The organism is Reyranella soli, from assembly GCF_007992495.1.
In the GTDB taxonomy this organism is placed as follows: Bacteria; Pseudomonadota; Alphaproteobacteria; order Reyranellales; family Reyranellaceae; genus Reyranella; species Reyranella soli.
In genome coordinates this window covers 62,582-79,079 of sequence record NZ_BKAJ01000076.1, presented here as the reverse complement: position 1 = coordinate 79,079, position 16,498 = coordinate 62,582, and the positions used below count along the sequence as shown (strand labels likewise).

Here is a 16,498-nt window from a genome sequence, read left to right as displayed (position 1 = left end):
GCCGCGCAGTCTCACGGCACGGCCTCCGCTGTGGTTGGCGTCCGCCCTGAACCGGCCGATCCTCCGCTCTTGAACCAGGTCGCCACATAGGCGGCTGCGCACATGACGAGAATGCCTGCGACGCTCACGACGATCTGCGACAGGAGCGACTCCTCGAAGTAGCTGACGACGATCTGGGCGGACAACGCAAGAAAAGTACCGATGCAGAATATAAGCAACGATTGTTCCCCGCACCTGCGAAGTGGCTGGAAGACCGGCCAGCGCAGGAAGGCGGCACTGGCCGGCACCAGCACCCGGACCAGCCAGGCCACGGCCAGGAAGTGCAAAAACCGCAGGATGTCGATGTTGGTCTTGTCGATCGGATAGATCTGCCGGGCGAGCCAGGCCGGGGTCATCTCCTGCAGCGGATTATAGTGCCAGGACAAGGCGATAAAGGCCGCGAACAAAAGGTAAAGGGCGGCCAGCACCGAGAGTGGCCAGCGGAACCGGTCGAGCCAGGCGAGCTTGGAGCCCAGCACGGCGCAGGCGGTTCCGCCGTAGAAGACGACCTGCCAGGCGAGCGGATTGAAGTACCAGACCTTGCCCGCCGGATAGGCCGGCAGATTCCAATCGAAGTGGCATGTCGCCGCATAGAGGGCGAGCGAGACACCAAGCACCGCGAACGGCCAGCGCAGGACCGCCGGAAGGACGAAAGGAAAGGCGGCCAGCAGGACGATATAGAGCGGCAGGACGTCGAGGTTGACCGGCCGGAACTGCAACAGTGCCGCCGCCAGGATTGCCCGGTAGGGGTTCTCGCCCAGGCCCATCAGCTCCATCTCGTCGATCAGCGAGGGCATGTCGCGGGCGATCGACACCCAGACGATCTGGGCGGTGAAAGCCATGAACAGCAGGATGTGGGCGACGTAGAGCTGCCAGACGCGGCGATAGACGCGAGCGGCGGCGCGCACCCAGCCCTCGCGCTGCATCATGCGCGCATAGGCGATCACCGCCGTGTAGCCCGAGATGAAGACGAAGACCTCGGTGGCGTCGCTGAAGCCGTAATTGCGTATGGTGAACCAGCTCACGACGTTGGTCGGAACGTGGTCGACGAAGATGAACCAGAGCGCCAGCCCGCGAAACAGATCGAGGCGGATGTCGCGACCGGAAGCGATGACAGGGGGCGCGGCCATGGCTCGCCATTGGTATCGCAGTCGCGCCGCCTAATCCACGGCGGCCACGCGTGTATTCAGCTCAGGAACCCAGGACCTCTTCGACCTTCTGTGCCAGGGCCTTCATGCGGTAGGGCTTGGCGATGAACTGCACGTCGGTCTCGAGTGCACCCTTGCTGACAAGCGCACCCTCGAAATAGCCCGACGCGAACAGCACCTTCAGGCCGGGCCGCAACTCGGTGGCCTTGCCGGCGAGGTCGCGGCCGGCGATGTCGCCCGGCATGACGACGTCGGTGAACAGGAGGTCGATCTTCTCGCCGCGCTCGAGCACGGCGAGGGCTTCCGCGCCGCTCGACGCCGAGACGACATCGTAGCCGAGGCGGGTCAGCTGATCGGTCGCCTCCTCGAGGACGCCGCTGTTGTCATCGACCACCAGGATCTTGGCGCGCGTGGCACGGCTCGGCGCCATCGCCGGCACCTCGGGCTCGCCGGTCGCGGCCGGCTTGGCGCCGCCTTCGGTGTCGTAGGCCAGCAGGCCGAAGCCGACATGCCGCTGCCAGGAATCGGAAAGCGGCCGCAGGATGAGGCGCGCCTGCAGGCGGCTTCCGTCCTTGCGCAGCATCGGACCCGTCGCGTCATGCCGTCCCCACTGCAGGGCATCGCCCAGCGCGGTCTCGGGCTTGCCCAGCAGGTTGTCGGCCTTGGTGTGCAGCACGGTGAAACGCCGCCCAACAATGTCGTCGGACGTGTAGCCGAACAGCACCCGCGCACCGGCGTTCCAGGTGAGCACCCTGCCCTGCACATCGAGAATGACGACGGCGTAGTCAGTCATGTCGTCGACGAAACGCTGGACCAGGTCGCGCTCGTTGGCGTTCATCGAGTCCTACCCCTTTACTACGCCTGACCGTGGGCGGCCGAACCGAAGCGGCCGCCGTTGCCGCCAAGCGCGTCGCGGATGATCTTGGCAAGATCGGCTTTGACATGCGGCTTGGCCAGAAGCATCACGCCGCTTTCGAGGCGGCCGTCGCGCTGCAATGCGTTCTCCGAATAGCCCGACATGAAGACGATGCGGGTGTCGGGCCACGCCTGCTTGATCTCCTCGGCGAGTGCCCGGCCGTTCAAGCGCCCCGGCATGACGACGTCGGTTATCACCAGGTCGAAGCGGTGGGCCTTCAGGAGCTCGAGCGCCTGGTCGGCATCCCGGGCGAGCTTCACGTCGTAGCCCAGGCTGCCCAGCTGCTCGCCGACGATGGCGCGGACGGCCTTCTCGTCCTCGACCACCAGGATGCGCTCGCTGCCGCGCGGCATGGCCTGCTTGCGCGGCGCCGGGGCGGCGGCCACGGCAGGATCGCTGCGCGGGAAATACATGCGGACGGTGGTGCCGCGGCCAACCTCGCTGGTGATCTCGATATGGCCGTTCGACTGCCGGATGAAGCCGTAGACCATGCTGAGGCCGAGGCCGGTCCCCTTGCCCACTTCCTTGGTGGTGAAGAACGGCTCGAAGGCTCGCCGGCGGATGTCGGGCGGCATGCCCGACCCGGTATCGCTGACCGACAGCATGGCGTACTCACCCGGCGCGACCTCGTCCTCCTGCCGCGCCACGTAGTCCCAGGATAGCGTGACATTGCGCGTCTCGACGGTAAGGCGGCCGCCGCCCGCCATGGCATCGCGCGCGTTGATGCAGAGGTTGATCAACGCGGTCTCGACCTGCGGACGGTCGACGTAGATCGGCCAGAGATTGGAGGCGGCAATGGTCTGCACCTCGATGTGCTCGCCGAGCGTGCGCCGCAGCAGCTTGCCGGTGGTCGCCACGAGGTCGTTGAGGTCAGAGATCTCGGGCTTCAGCACCTGCTTGCGCGAGAAGGCGAGCAGCTGGCGAGTCAGCTCGGATGCCTTCTGGCCGGCGTCGGAGATGCGCTGGGCGCGCTTGGTGATATGCGGCGGCACGCTGTCGTCGTCGAGGATAGCGTCGGCATTGGCCAGCACGATGGTCAGGATGTTGTTGAAGTCGTGCGCCACGCCGCCGGTGAGCTGGCCGACCGCCTCCATCTTCTGCGCCTGCATCAGCTGCTCGCTGGTGCGCTGGTGGCTGCTCTCCTCCTGCGCCACGCGCCGGTCGAACATCACGGCGACGATAGTGAGCAGCAGGACCAGCGAGGCGATCAGGGCGGTGACGCCCGCGAACACCGAATGATCGACCGCCGTGCGCTGCGGCCCGGGCGCGGCGAAGCAATAGGTCGAGGCCATCGCCGTGTAATGCATGGCGGTCACGGCGAATCCCATGATCAGCGCGCCCACGCCGTCCCTGACAGCGGGGAGGCGAATCAGATCGAGCTTGCCGACGACTTGGCGCACCTGCAACGCCAGGATGGCGAGCAGGACGGCGACGACGATGGAAGCCGAGAACAGGATCGGGTCGTAGCGCACGGTGGCGTTGAGCTGCATCGCCATCATGCCGCTGTAGTGCATGGCGCCGATGCCGGCGCCCATCAGCGTGCCGCCGATCAGCAGGCGGGACGTGGTGATGACCGGCCGGGCGACGACGTGCAGCGCCACGCCCGCACCCAGGATGGCGGGCAGGATCGAAAGCGCCGTGATCCCGGGATCGTAGGACACCGGGATCGGCAGAATGTGGGCCAGCATGCCGATGAAGTGCATCGCCCAGATGCCGCCGCCCATGGCGATGGCGCCGATGACCAGCCAGCTGTGGCGCAGGCCGGCGTCGCGCAGCTCGGCGATGCGGGTGGCGAATTGCAGGAAGGCGTAGCTGCCGAGCGCCGCGACCAGGTACGACAGCAGGACGAGACCGTAATTGTAGGTCTCCGGCAGCGCTTGAGATGGATCAACGTTCAGCGCGAAGTAGTTCGAAAGAGTCATCAAGTCCTGGTCGCCGTTGATGCAATCTCCAGTCGCTACGCACTTACACCTGGGGCGCAAAATACAGCGAACGGCAAGCAATAGGTCAAGGTGAAGTTGCAATTGTAGATGCAATAAAGCTCCAACAAGGTGCCTCGGCAAAGGCTGGCCTGGAGGAACGAATGGCTAAAACACCCCTGCTCCTGATCCCGGGCCTGCTGTGCTCGCCCCGGCTGTTCGCCGGGCAGCTCGCGGGACTGTCGGAGCAGGCCGATATCGTCGTCCCGGACTGGCGCAAGGCGCCCCTCTCGGTCTGGGACACCTGGGACAGCGCCGCCCGCTGGGTGCTGGCCCAGATGCCGGCCGAGCGGTTTTCCCTGGCCGGGCTGTCGTTGGGGGGCATGCTGGCGGCGGAAATCATGCAGATCGCGGCCGACCGGGTCGACCGGCTGGCCTTGCTCGACACCGGCATGCGCAGCCAGAACGAGACCGAGCGGGCGATCCGGCGGGCCCGCATCAGGCTCGCCAACGAGGGCCATTTCGAGCTGGTGCTGGGCCTGCAGATGTCGCGCTTCATCCCGGCCTACCGCCTGCCCGACAAGGCACTGGTCGTCGAGGTGATGACGATGTGCGGCGAGATCGGCGTGGAAATCTACAAGCGGCAGGAGGAATTGGCGGCCATCCGCGTCGACCGCCGGCCCGACCTGCCCAGGATCAAGTGCCCGACCATCGTGGTGTGCGGCCGCGACGACGCCGCCACGCCGCTCTTCCTGTCCGAGGAGATGGCCACCGCCATCAAGGGCAGCGAGCTGATCGTCGTCGAGCAGTGCGGCCACCTGGTGACGATGGAAAAGCCCGAGGAGACGAACGCGATCTTGAGGAAATGGCTGTCATAGCTGGGGCGCGCCACTCCGTGGCGCTCATGGTCTTCCGGACCGCGAGCCTCCGGCTCGCTCATCTCTGTCGTCCTGAGCGCAGCGAAGGACCTCATCGCCGCTCGCAATCGTCATGAGATCCTTCGCTGCGCTCAGGATGACAAGAGCGGACCTGAAGGTCCGCGCTCCGATGACGCGCCACTGGAGTGGCGCGCCGCCAGCTAAGCGATGACCTTCTTCTCTCTCAGCGCGGCGATGTCGTTGGCACTCAGTCCCGCGATGCTGCCCAACACCTCATCCGTATGCTCGCCCAGCGCCGGCGGCGGGCGGGTGTCGTCGACCGGGGTGTCGGAGAAGCGGTAGTTCGAGCCCATGATCGGCACTTCGCCCGCCTTGCTGTGCTTGTACGTCTTGAGCATGCCGCGGCGCTTGACCTCGGGCTCGTCGAGCGCCTCCTTCATGGTGCGGATCGGGCCGGCCGGCAGATGGCGCAGCTTGTGGCCCCAGTTCTCCTTGGTGTCGGTCTTCAGCACCTCTTCCATCATGCGCGTGAGCTCGGGCTTGTTGGCCACGCGATCGGCGAGCTGGGCGAAGCGCGGATCGGTCGCCCATTCGGGATGGCCGAGCGCCTTGCAGGTGTCGGTGAACAGCTTCTGGTTGGCGACGGCCATGTAGATCTTGCCGTTCTTGGTCTCGAACGAGCTGTTGGGCGCCGACGCGAAGTGGCCGTTGCCGGCGCGCTTCGGCTGCTCGCCGCCGATAAGATAGTAGGAGCCCATGTTGCCGAGCGAGGACAGCGCCGTGTCGTAGAGCGCCAGATCGATATGCTGGCCCTTGCCCGTGCTGGTACGGGCAAAGAGCGCCGCGTTGATCGCCGCCACCGAATGGATCGCCGTCATGGTGTCGACGATGGCGATGGCGTGCCGCAATCCTTCGCCATTGGCCTCGCCGTTGACGCTCATCATCCCTGATTCGGCCTGCAGCACCGGATCGTAGCCCGGGCGGTCGGACAATGGTCCGCTCTGGCCGTAAGCCGAGATCGAGAGATAGATCAGCCGCGGAAATTTCGCGTGGAGGCTCTTGTAGTCGAAGCCGTACTTGTTGAGCACGCCCGGCCGGAAGTTCTGCACCAGCACATCGGCGGTCTCGAGCAGCTTGGTCACCACCGCCTGCCCGTCGGGCTTGGTGAAGTCGAGCGCCACGCTCTTCTTGCCCCTGTTGTAGGTCATGAAGAAGTGGCTCTCGCCACCGGCCCGCGGCCCCGCACCCTTGCGCGTGTCGTCGCCGCCGTCGGGATTCTCGATCTTGATCACCTCGGCGCCCATGTCCGACAGGATCTGGGTGCACATGGGGCCCGCGATCACGCGGGAGAAATCGACGACGCGGATGCCCTCGAGGGGCGGGCGGCCTGATTGTGACATGGCTGCAGGGTAGGGCTGCAGGCGCTGCGCTGTCCACGCGCCGTGGTTCCTTTAGACTGCAGTGCATGTCCTCATTTCGCATGCCGCTGTCTCGACGCGCCCTCTTCGCCCTTCCCCTCTTCGCCGCCTTTCCCGCCATTGCGCAAGCCGACTATCCGACCAAGCCCATCCGCATCATCGTGCCGTTTGCGCCCGGCGGTTCGGGCGATATCACCTCGCGGCTGATCGGCAAGTACATCGAGGACAAGACCGGCCAGCCCTTCGTGGTCGAGAACAAGCCGGGCGCCAACGGCATCGTCGGCGCGCTGGCGGTGAAGACGGCGCCTCCCGACGGCTACACCCTGATGCTCGCCACGACGTCGACCAATGCCGCCAACATCCACATGTATAAGAGTCCGGGCTACGATCCGGAGAAGGACTTCCAGGTGGTGGGCGTCATCGGTTCGAGCGGCGCCTTCCTCGTCGTGCCGGCCGACAGCCCCTATAAGACGCTCGCCGACCTTCTCACATATGCCAAGGCCAATCCCGGCAAGCTGAATTTCGGCTATTTCAACGCGAGCTCGCAGGTCCCTGCGGAAGTGCTAGGCACCAAGGCCGGGGTGCAGTGGCAGGGCGTCGCCTACAAGGCGATCGGCAATGCCTGGACCGACCTCTATGCCGGCGCCATCCAGTTCATTTTCGTCGACCTCACCGCCGGCCGCGGCCAGGTCGTGGCCGGCAAGGCGCGAGCCCTTGCCCTCACCCTGCCGCAGCGCAGCCCGCTCTATCCCGACCTGCCGGCGCTGAGCGAGAGCTTTCCCGATTTCACGTCGACCGGCTTCCTCGCCGTGGCGGTGCCGAAGGCCACGCCGCTACCCGTTCAGGAGAAGCTGAACGCGCTGATCAACGAAGCCATCAGCTCGCCCGAGATTCACAAGCGGCTGACCGACGAGTTCGCTCTCAATTCGCGGCCGCTCACCTTGGAGCAGTGCGCCGCCCAGGACCGCGAGGAGCGCGCCAAGTGGGCGGAGTATGTGAAGATCGCCAGGATCGAGCCGCAGTAAGACTGGCACTGCTCGCGCGCCGCCGTTCAGCGATGATGCCCGGGCGTGTGCTGGCCGTCGCCGTAGCCGCGCAGCGACGAATAGTGCACGGCCTGTTCCGGAGTCAGCAGGTCGAGCGTCGCCAGGTGATACTTGAGATGGGCCAGCCTCAGCTCGCCCTGCAACGAGGCGATGTCGCGCGTCGCCTCGGACAGGCCTGACGATGTGATGGTCTTGCCGGCGAATTGCCGGTCGAGCGCCGTCTCGGCGGCGATCAGCCGCTCGCCCAGGGCCACCGCCTCCTGCTTCATGGCGTCGAACAACGCCGCGACCTTCGCGCGCTGGTCTTCGCTCAGCCCCAGCGGCGTCGCCAGCTCCAGCACATGCAGGGGGCCGGGATAGCCGTTCAGCTCGGCCGCCAGAGCGAGGCCCATGCCGCGGCCGGCCTTGAGATCGGCGATCTGCTGGTCCGACAACGCCTTCACCGGACGCGCCTGCAGGCCGGCGTAAGGCTGATGGGACTGCGCCCACGCCGCCAGCGTGACTCCCACCAGAGCGATCGCAAGGGCTCCCATTCCTATCTTCATCGCATCCTCCCTTCAGAACCAGAATTTCAAGCCGACCAACGCTCGCACCAGCGAGGTCGGCTGACCGGCCGCGGCGACGAAGCCCGCCGTATTGCCGGTGAACTGCTCGAAGCTCACGCCGATATAGGGCGCGAACTCCTTGGCGATCTCGTAGCGCAGCCTGAGCCCGACCTCGAAGCGCGACAGGCCGCTGCCGAGCTGGATGGCGGGGTCGTTCTGCGACGCCGCCATCGCCTCGAGATAGGGCTGGGCGATCAGCTTCTGCGACAGCATGAGATCGTAGGACGCGTCGAGCCGGGCGCTCACCACGCCGGTCTGGCTGACGCCGAAGACGGCATCGACATGGATGCCGTAGGGCGCCAACCCTTCCAAGCCGGCGACAAAGCCCGATCGAGTTACCCCCTCGTCGAACACGGTGAACGACACGCCGGCCTTGGCGTCCCAGAAGTCGGAGATCAGGCGGCTGTAGAAGAAGCGGCTGTCGATACCCTTGGTGCCGCCCTCGTTGTCGATATGGCCCGAATCGCCGACGATGCCGGTGTTGTAGATTCTGAGCTTGGTCGAATCGTCGCCGATCCAGCCCGACGCCGCCCATTCGGTGGCAGGCGCAATCCCCGAGATGCGCTTCTCCGCGCGGCCGTCGAAGCGCCAGTACGCCGCCTGGTCGTCCATGGCGACGGCGGGTGTGGCGAAGGCAAGAGCCGCCACCAATGCGCTCATGGCTCTTCCGGATCGCGCGCATCCTGCGCGCTCATGAGCATGAGCGAGCAAGATGCTCGCGGTCCGGAAGAGCATGAGCCACGAGCTAGTGATGCGCATGGCCGCCTCCCGTCGCTGCCGGCATCGCCGCGCCCTTGGGATGCACCACGAACTCGCGGAACATGCCGGTCATCATGTGGAACAGGAAATGGCAGTGGAACGGCCAGCGGCCGACCTCGGCCATCTGCACCGTGACGCTGACGGTGCGGCCGGGCGGCACGATCACCACGTGCTTGCGCGGCCGGGCATCGCCCGCGCCGTTCTCCAGATCCATCCAGAGGCCATGCAGATGGATCGGATGGTTCATCATCGTCTCGTTCTTGAAGACCAGCCGCACCGTCTCGCCCTGGGTGAAGTCGATCACCGGCTGCTCGGAGTATTTGCGGTCGTCGAACGACCAGATGAACTTCTCCATGTTGCCTGTCAGCCGGATGTCGATCGTGCGGTCCGGCGGATTGAGCGCATAGCCGCGGTCGAGCCGCTTGAGGTCAGTGTAGCTCAGCACCTTGGCGCCGGCCGGCGCGTCGACCGGCGGCACATGCACCAAGCCCGACGTGTCGGACGCAGCAGCGGCCGTGTGGCCCATCGCAGCGTGGTCCATCTTGGAATGGTCCATCTTCGAATGGTCCATACCGCCATGGCCCCCACTCCCGTGTCCCCCACTCCCATGGCCCATGTCGGCCATGCCCAAGACACCAGGCGGCCGCAGCACCGGCAGCGGCCCTGCCATGCCCTCGCGCGGCGCCAGCGTCGCTCGAGCGAAGCCGCGGCGGTCGATCGACTGGCCCTCGATGGTGTAGGCGCGATCCTCGCGCGGCTCGACGATCACGTCGTAGGTCTCACCGACACCGATGCGGAACTCATCGACATCGACCGGAGCCACGTCGTTGCCGTCGGCCTGCACGACCTTGAGCTTGAGGCCGGGAATGCGGGCATCGAATACCGTCATGGCCGAGCCGTTGATGAAGCGCAGCCGCACCTTCTCGCCGGGCTTGAAGAGCCCGGTCCAGTTGTCGTTGGGCCCGCGGCCGTTCACCAGGAAGGTATAGCCGGTGACGTCGGCGAGATCGGTCGGATCCATGCGCATCTCACCCCAGGCCAGCCGATCGGAAATGATCGCCTGGCGCTCTTCCGTCGTCTTCGCCGCCTGCAGGTCGCGCAGCAGGCCGGGCAAGGTGCGCTTGCGATCGTTGAAATAGCCGGGCTCCTGCTTGAGCTTGCGCAGGATAGCGCCGGGCGACATCGGATGATGGTCGGAGAACATCACTACGTAGTCGCGCGCGACCTTGTAACGCTCGCCTTTTGCCGGCTCGATGACGATGGGCGCGTACATGCCCTCCTGCTCCTGGCCGCCGGAGTGGCTGTGGTACCAGTAGGTGCCCGACTGGCGGACCTTGAAGCGGTAGCTGAAGGTGGCGCCGGGCTTGATGCCGGCAAAGCTCACCATCGGCACACCGTCCATGTAGTAGGGCAGCAGGACACCGTGCCAGTGGATCGAGGTGTCTTCGTTCAGGCGGTTGGTGACGTTGACGGTGACGTCCTCGCCCTCCTTCCAGCGCAAGGTCGGACCGGCGATCTGGCCGTTGATGGAGAAGACGCGGCGCATCTGGCCCTCGATCGGCACGTCGGTCCGATCGATCACCAGGTCGTAGGTCGCGGCGAAGGCCGACAGCGGCGCCAGCAAGGCAGCCGCGAGCAGGGCGCGAATGATCGTTGTCATCGGAGCCTCCCTTACTTCACGAAGCGGATGGGACCCTTCATCCCATCCTCGTAGTGACCGGGGATGTTGCAGGCGAACTCGAGATCGGCCGTGCGCTTGAACGTCCAGACGAAGGTGGCGGTCTTGCCCGGGTCGACCCAGACACCGCCGGACTGCGCCATGTCGGCCATGGAATGGCCAGCGTGCCCGCCCTTCTTCTGCAGCTCCATCATCTCCTTCATCTGCTTGCGATGTTCGGCATGCTCGGCGACCGTGCCGATGGTGAGCTCGTGCGGGTCCACGCCGTCGTTGTGCAGGACGAAGCGCACGGTCTCGCCATCGCGCACATCGAGCGCCTTCAGCGAGAAGGCATTCTCGATCGCCACGACATTGATGACGCGCGTGACCTTGGCAGGATCGCCCGGCCGGCCGCCGCTCGGCGGCGTCGGGCTGTGCGCCGACGCCGGCGTGGCCGCAGCCAACGCCAGGACGCCGACGAACGAACGTCGGAACAACATGATGCAACTCCCGTGTCTGAAAGGATGAACCGATGAGATCGGTTCAGACTCGGGGAGGCGGCGGATCCTTCGTGAAAATGCGGCCCGCGAGACTAGGGACCGATGGCGCGGCAAGTGCCGCAGACGCAAAAGACATCTCGACGACCGCCGCCGGCAGCAACAGCGCCGGCACGGCCGTCATCAGCGGGCAGCAGGTACCGGCGGCATGCTTGGCCGAGTCCTTGTCCGGGCAGGGTGCGGGCGGCGGCGCATGCTCCAAACAATCGGCCACCGCAGCGTGCTCAGCGGACGACGACGCCTTGGCGACCGACACCGTCCCCAGCGAAGGGACGATGAAGCCGACCAAGGCGACCAGCCAGAGCAAGGAGCGCAAGCGGACCATCGACCGACACATTACCCCCGTAGGGTATAGGCTGGCAAGTGTCGACGGTGCGCCGACACCCCGTCAGCGGACGCGTTCGAGGGCCTGCGCGATGACTGTGAGCTTCGCCTCCGCCCCCGACGCATTGCAGATCGGGTTGTCGGCGAAGGTCGCGAAGCCACAATCTGGATGCAGCAGGACGCGCTCGGCCCCGAACAGGCCGATCGCATGCCCGATCATCGCTGCGACCTCGTCAAGCTGCTCGGGCTCGGCATGCTTCTGGTTGACGACCCCGACGCCGATGCGCGCGTCGGCGGGAAGTGCCCGCAGGATTTCCATCTCGCCGGCGCGCGGCGTGCACATCTCGAGCAGGTAGGCCCCGACCTTCATCGCCTGCAGAGTCGCCAACAGCGGCTGGTAGCTGCCGCTGAGCGCGACCGATTCGTCCGGCGTCCAGTTGCCGCGACAGACATGGAGCGCGATGCGCTCGCGCGGCATGCCGTCCGTGACCGCATTCACGAGGTCGCGGGCGAAGCCCAGCTCATGCTCCGGACCGCGCGATTCCGACAGCGCGCCGCACATGAAGCTCGGCCGGCTCTTCGGGCCGCTGAACACGACCTCTGACAGCACCGGCTCGTCGAACTGGACCAAGGTGACGCCGGCCGCGATCAGCGCCGCCAGCTCCGCGCGCAGCGCCGCCACGATGTCCTCGGCCAGCTGCTCGCGCGTGTCGTAGGCCCGCTCGGACAGGCACTCCATCCACATGGTCCTGGTCAGCAGATAGGGACCCGGCAGGGCGACCTTGATCGGCTTTGCGGTCAGCGAGCGCAGGAAGTCGAATTCATGGACGACCAGCGGCCGACTCCGGCCGATGCGGCCGAACACCGCCGGATGGCGGACATCGGCGGCGGGGACGTCGAGGGCCCGCAATTCCCGCTCGAACTCCTCCGGATGGTCGACCAGGGGCAGCAGATCGGTGAGCGGGATGAGCTGGCAGTTGTCAAGCCGCGTGGCCACGAAGCTCGCATAGCTGTCGCGCCGCTGCTCGCCATCGGTCATCACCGTGACGCCGGCGCGATCCTGGGCGGCGACGGCAAGCCGCACGGCGTCGTTGGCGGTCTCGTGGAACGCCGCCTCGTCGAGCCGGCCTTCGACATAGGCATGCATGCTGTCGATCATCCAGCGCGGCCTGGGCCAGCTGCCGATGCCCATCACCGCCAACGGCGGCAACGACGGCGTGGCGACCGGCGGCAGCAGGGTGGCCGGAGCAGCTTCGGCCTGGCTCGCCGAAGCGGCCGGCGATGGGACCGGCCGCGCCGCCGCCTCAACGGTGCGTCCGCGCTCCTCCAGCTTGCCCTTGCACACCAGGAAGCTGCGCTGCTTTCCGACCTTGGTGAACGACACGAGCTCGTTCGAGGTCAGGCGACACCAAGCCGGCAGGTCCTCGTCGACCGAGATCTCGGTCGAGCGGATCTCCAGCAACTGCCCGCGCGCCATCGGATCGATGTGCTTGCGGATCAGCAGCAGCAGGCCGTTGCCGCAATCGAGATCGCCGCCGTCGAAGCTGACGTCGGGCGGCATTGAATGTCGGTCGGTGGGTTTCATGGGTCGCCTTCAATGCGTCGAGAGAGAGGCCGTCGCGCCATAGAGGCGCTCGAAGGCCGGCTGGTCGAAGCGCTGGACCGGCGCATCGATCACGATCCGGCCATGCGATAGGCCAACGATGCGATCGGCGTAGGCGCGCGCGAGCTGCACCTGATGCAGGCTGCAGACGACGCCGACCCCGTCGGCACGGGCAATCCCCTGCAGGAGCTCCAGGACGCCGGCGCCGGCGGCCGGATCGAGACTTGCGACCGGCTCGTCGGCGACGATCAGGCTCGGCCGCTGCGCCATCGCCCGTGCGATGGCGACACGCTGCTGCTGGCCGCCGGACAGCGTGTCGGCGCGCTGCATCGCCTGCGCCAGCAGGCCGACCCGGTCGAGGCATTCCAGCGCGAGCAATCGGTCGGCCCGCTCGAAGCGGCGCAGCCAGCCGCGCCATGCCTGAACGTGGCCCAGTCGTCCCGCCAGCACGTTCTCGAAGGCCGACAGCCGGCTCACGAGATTGAACTGCTGGAAGACGACGGCGACCCGCCGGCGCGCGCGGCCGCGCAGCGCCGCGATGTCGTCGTCGCCAATGCGCACCGTGCCGCGATCGGGCACGGCCAGGCCGGTCATGCAACGGAACAGCGTGGTCTTGCCGGCGCCGCTCGGTCCGAGGACGGCCACGAACTCGCCTTCGCGCACGGCGAAGCTCACCTCCTCGATGGCGGCGCGGCCATTGAAGGCCTTGGTCAAACCGACGGCGTCGATCATGGCCGGATCAGCCGCTTGCGCAGCCAGCTCGACAGCTGGTCGAGCAGCGTCACGACGATCAGGATCATGGCGATGATCGTGAACAGCCGCGGGAAATCGAGCAGGTCCATGCTGTTCTTGAGCTCCTGGCCAATGCCGCCGGCGCCGACCACCCCGAGCACGGTCGACGCGCGGATGTTGAACTCCAACCAGAACAGCGTGGTCGACAGCATGACGGGCAGGATGTCCGGCACCAGCGCGTAGGCGATGGCGGTGAATCGGCCGGCGCCGGTCGCTCTCACCGCCTCGAACGGGCCGAGATTGGCGTTCTCGACATGGTCGGCGAAGAGCTTCGCGGCACTTCCCCAGGTATGGAGCGCGATGCCCAGCACGCCGGCGAAGGGCCCGAGCCCGACGGCGGCGACGAACAGGAGGGCGAAGACGAAGGAGTCGATGCCGCGCAAGGCGTTCAGGAACCAGCGCGCCGGATAGTACAGGCCGGGCAACGGCGTGATGTTGCGGCTGGCCACGATCGCCATGGGAATCGCCAGCAAGGTCGCCAGCGTGGTGCCGATGGCCGCCATCGCCACCGTCTCGGCAATGCGCAAGGCGAACAGCGGCACCTCGTCGAGCTTCGGCGGCCAGGCGCTGGCGAGCCAATGGCCGAGCTTCGGCAGGCCCGTCGCGAGCTTGTGCAAGTCGACGCCCGCGAGATCCCACGACACCATATAGAAGGCGAGAACGACCGCGCAGATGATCCAGAAGCGGACGCGTTCGGCGGTGAAGCCGCGACGCGTCGCTTCCAGGTCGGCGAGCGCCTGTTCCGCCCGGCTCGCCATCACTTCATGCCTTGGCCTTGATCTTGCCGACGGCGATGCCGGCCTTCTCGATCGTCTCGTAGGAGCCGTGGGTTGCGGGCACGAAGCCGGTATAGCGTGGCGGCAGCAGCGTCTTCGCCTGCTCGACGGTGATGGCGGTCAGGATTTTCTGGACCTGGGCGCCGAGCTCCTTGGCGGCGGCCGGAACGGTGATGGCGTCGTTCGGCAGTGGCGCGGAGGTCCAGATGATCTTGTTGGAATCCTCCTTCACCTTGCCGCTGGCGATCATGGCGTTGCGGTTGCGGTCGAAGTCGGTCGCCATGTCGACCTGGCCCGAGCTCACGGCGATCTCGTTGGCGGCGTGGGTCGCCCCCTCGCTGTATTTCCAGTAGGTCTTGGGATCGATCTTCCAGACCTCCATGGCGTAGAAGGTCGGTATCAGCCAGCCCGACGTCGAGCCGACATCGGCGAACGACATCGACTTGCCCTTGGTGTCGTCGGGGAATTTCGCAACCTGCAGATCGGGCCGGGCGATGATGATCCCGTAATAGATCGGCTTGTCGTCGTACTTCACCGTCGCCACCGCCTGGCAGTTGGTCGCCGCGTTGGCGATGACATAGCCCCACGGGCCCATCCAGGCGACGTCGAGCTGGCCCGAGCCCATCGCCACCGCCATGCCTGCCCAGTCGGTCGTGGCGACGAGATCGAAATCGACGCCGAGCTCCTTGGCCAGATGGGCAAACAGCGGCATGTAGGCCTTCTTGGTGTCGTCCGGATTCGGCAACAGGGGGCCGACTCCGAAATGAAGCTTCTTCTTCGTCTGGGCCACCGCGGGGCCGACGATCGAGGCGGCGGCGAGACCGGCCGATCCCGCGATGAAACTCCTGCGATTGCTGCTCATGGTGCGGTTCCTGCGATCAGTAGCTCACACTCGGGCTGGCCTCGCCCATGAATTCCACGAGCTTTGCGCCACCGACGACAACGGCGCCGGCGACCAGGTTGTTCTCGTCGAGCTTGCGTTTCTTGAAGCAGGGCGAGCAGACATAGATCTCGCCACCGGCTTCGACGAAGCTCTTCATCAGGTCTTTGAGCGGCGCGAAGCCTTCCTCATGGATGTCGTCGGCGTAACCCTTCTGCGAAAGCCGCGTCCCTTCGATCGACAGGAAGACCAGGGTCTTCTTGTCGGAGGCGACGGCCGCGTTGGCGACGACGAAGGCGACCGTGGCCTTGTCGGTGTCGTTCTTGGCATTGGTCAAGCTGACGACGAATTTCCCGGGCATGCTCTTTCTCTCCGTTTCAAAGGGTTGTCATGAACGCGATCGAATCCAGAAGCTCGTGGTGTCGGGGTCGTGGGCGAGCAGCTCGTTGCCGGTCAGCCGGCACCAGGCCGGCAGGTCCTCGGATGCCCCGATATCGCGGGCGACGACCTTGAGCACACCGCCGGGCATCGCCCGCAGGCGCTTGCGCAGGTCGAGCACGAGCTCGCCGCAGCCAAGATCGCCGGCATCCCATTCCGCATCGGCATGAAGGGGCTTGCTCATGTGAAATCGCCAGCTTCAGGTTGACCCACAAACGCAATGCGCCGCTCCGCGGCCGCGCGCGCTTCAGGCGACGGCCAACGTCGATGACATCGATGGAAAAGAGCAGGCTTTAAGTCGGACCAACGCCCCGCCACATCAAAAGGCGGATGGGCTCTCCCGGAGCACGGCGTCCTGACAGTGTCGCTCTGCGCCGGACACTAGGAGTCGCGCAGGAGCCGGTCAATATGCGGTCAGAACGTCGTTCCGCAAACGCGCGTCAGCGCCGGCGGTTGTCCAGCACTTCGAGCAATTCGTCGATCTTGGTCTGGCGATCGCGCTCGTCGCCGGCATGGAAGGCGTGCGCCACGCAGTGCTGCAGGTGATCGCTCAGCGTCTCCTGTTCGACGCGGTCCAGAGCGGCGCGCACGGCGCGGATCTGGGTCAGCACGTCGATGCAGTAGCGGTCCTCCTCGATCATGCGGGCGACGCCACGCACCTGGCCCTCGATGCGGCCGAGCCGGGCTAGCTGGGATTTCTTGACCTTGTCATCCATCCTTGAACTATACCCCCGTAGGGTATA

General features: G+C 66.2%; 18 protein-coding genes. 2 read left to right on the top strand and 16 right to left on the bottom strand.

Annotated features, from left to right (window positions below; all coding sequences use genetic code 11):
• Window positions 1-11: 11 nt before the first annotated feature.
• The 3 genes from RSO01_RS22200 to RSO01_RS22190 form a co-directional block, all read right to left on the bottom strand.
• Window positions 12-1,169, bottom strand: a complete 1,158-nt coding sequence (locus tag RSO01_RS22200; RefSeq protein ID WP_147151645.1) for an OpgC family protein — start codon at window positions 1,167-1,169, stop codon at window positions 12-14.
• 61 nt (window positions 1,170-1,230) lie between these two features.
• Window positions 1,231-2,025 carry a PAS domain-containing hybrid sensor histidine kinase/response regulator gene (locus tag RSO01_RS22195; RefSeq protein WP_147151644.1) on the bottom strand — a complete coding sequence of 265 codons (795 nt, stop codon included), beginning with the start codon at window positions 2,023-2,025 and terminating at the stop codon, window positions 1,231-1,233.
• Between the two features lie 17 nt (window positions 2,026-2,042).
• Window positions 2,043-4,025, bottom strand: a complete 1,983-nt coding sequence (locus RSO01_RS22190) for an MHYT domain-containing protein (RefSeq protein WP_147151643.1) — start codon at window positions 4,023-4,025, stop codon at window positions 2,043-2,045.
• A 161-nt stretch (window positions 4,026-4,186) separates the two neighbouring features.
• Here RSO01_RS22190 and RSO01_RS22185 point away from each other — a divergent pair, with 161 nt between their 5' ends.
• Window positions 4,187-4,900 (top strand): alpha/beta fold hydrolase, encoded by a 714-nt coding sequence (locus RSO01_RS22185; RefSeq protein ID WP_218037426.1) that lies wholly within the window; start codon window positions 4,187-4,189, stop codon window positions 4,898-4,900.
• A 200-nt stretch (window positions 4,901-5,100) separates the two neighbouring features.
• Here the strand turns inward: RSO01_RS22185 and RSO01_RS22180 are convergent, their stop codons facing one another.
• Window positions 5,101-6,300, bottom strand: coding sequence for a CaiB/BaiF CoA transferase family protein (locus tag RSO01_RS22180; protein WP_147151641.1), 1,200 nt, complete (start codon window positions 6,298-6,300; stop codon window positions 5,101-5,103).
• 65 nt (window positions 6,301-6,365) lie between these two features.
• Here RSO01_RS22180 and RSO01_RS22175 point away from each other — a divergent pair, with 65 nt between their 5' ends.
• Window positions 6,366-7,343, top strand: coding sequence for a Bug family tripartite tricarboxylate transporter substrate binding protein (locus RSO01_RS22175; RefSeq protein ID WP_147151640.1), 978 nt, complete (start codon window positions 6,366-6,368; stop codon window positions 7,341-7,343).
• A gap of 26 nt (window positions 7,344-7,369) precedes the next feature.
• On the opposite strand, the gene RSO01_RS22170 is transcribed toward RSO01_RS22175, so the two are convergent.
• From RSO01_RS22170 to RSO01_RS22115, 12 genes are all read right to left on the bottom strand, one after another.
• Entirely contained in the window at window positions 7,370-7,909 is a 540-nt protein-coding gene (locus RSO01_RS22170; RefSeq protein ID WP_218037425.1) for a hypothetical protein, read from the bottom strand.
• Between the two features lie 12 nt (window positions 7,910-7,921).
• The gene (locus tag RSO01_RS22165; protein WP_170303264.1) at window positions 7,922-8,629 is read right to left on the bottom strand and encodes a copper resistance protein B; all 708 of its coding nucleotides are present in this window, start codon (window positions 8,627-8,629) and stop codon (window positions 7,922-7,924) included.
• An 85-nt stretch (window positions 8,630-8,714) separates the two neighbouring features.
• A complete protein-coding gene (locus tag RSO01_RS22160; RefSeq protein WP_147151638.1) occupies window positions 8,715-10,388 on the bottom strand; it encodes a copper resistance system multicopper oxidase in 1,674 nt (557 codons plus the stop codon).
• A gap of 11 nt (window positions 10,389-10,399) precedes the next feature.
• A complete protein-coding gene (locus RSO01_RS22155; RefSeq protein ID WP_147151637.1) occupies window positions 10,400-10,885 on the bottom strand; it encodes a cupredoxin domain-containing protein in 486 nt (161 codons plus the stop codon).
• 43 nt (window positions 10,886-10,928) lie between these two features.
• On the bottom strand, window positions 10,929-11,267 hold the full coding sequence (locus tag RSO01_RS22150; protein WP_170303263.1) for a hypothetical protein: 339 nt from the start codon (window positions 11,265-11,267) through the stop codon (window positions 10,929-10,931).
• Window positions 11,268-11,330: 63 nt separating this feature from the next.
• Entirely contained in the window at window positions 11,331-12,851 is a 1,521-nt protein-coding gene (locus RSO01_RS22145; RefSeq protein WP_147151635.1) for a 5-methyltetrahydropteroyltriglutamate--homocysteine methyltransferase, read from the bottom strand.
• A 9-nt stretch (window positions 12,852-12,860) separates the two neighbouring features.
• Window positions 12,861-13,601: a phosphonate ABC transporter ATP-binding protein gene (phnC, locus tag RSO01_RS22140; protein ID WP_147151634.1), complete on the bottom strand. Its 741-nt coding sequence runs from the start codon at window positions 13,599-13,601 to the stop codon at window positions 12,861-12,863.
• Window positions 13,598-14,419, bottom strand: a complete 822-nt coding sequence (gene phnE, locus RSO01_RS22135; protein ID WP_174825946.1) for a phosphonate ABC transporter, permease protein PhnE — start codon at window positions 14,417-14,419, stop codon at window positions 13,598-13,600. Before phnE ends, phnC begins: the two co-directional genes overlap by 4 nt.
• A gap of 4 nt (window positions 14,420-14,423) precedes the next feature.
• A complete protein-coding gene (locus RSO01_RS22130; RefSeq protein ID WP_147151632.1) occupies window positions 14,424-15,299 on the bottom strand; it encodes a phosphate/phosphite/phosphonate ABC transporter substrate-binding protein in 876 nt (291 codons plus the stop codon).
• A gap of 16 nt (window positions 15,300-15,315) precedes the next feature.
• The gene (locus tag RSO01_RS22125; RefSeq protein ID WP_147151631.1) at window positions 15,316-15,678 is read right to left on the bottom strand and encodes a DsrE family protein; all 363 of its coding nucleotides are present in this window, start codon (window positions 15,676-15,678) and stop codon (window positions 15,316-15,318) included.
• A gap of 27 nt (window positions 15,679-15,705) precedes the next feature.
• The gene (locus RSO01_RS22120; RefSeq protein WP_147151630.1) at window positions 15,706-15,939 is read right to left on the bottom strand and encodes a sulfurtransferase TusA family protein; all 234 of its coding nucleotides are present in this window, start codon (window positions 15,937-15,939) and stop codon (window positions 15,706-15,708) included.
• A 256-nt stretch (window positions 15,940-16,195) separates the two neighbouring features.
• Window positions 16,196-16,471, bottom strand: a complete 276-nt coding sequence (locus tag RSO01_RS22115) for a metal-sensitive transcriptional regulator (protein ID WP_147151629.1) — start codon at window positions 16,469-16,471, stop codon at window positions 16,196-16,198.
• Window positions 16,472-16,498: the final 27 nt, after the last annotated feature.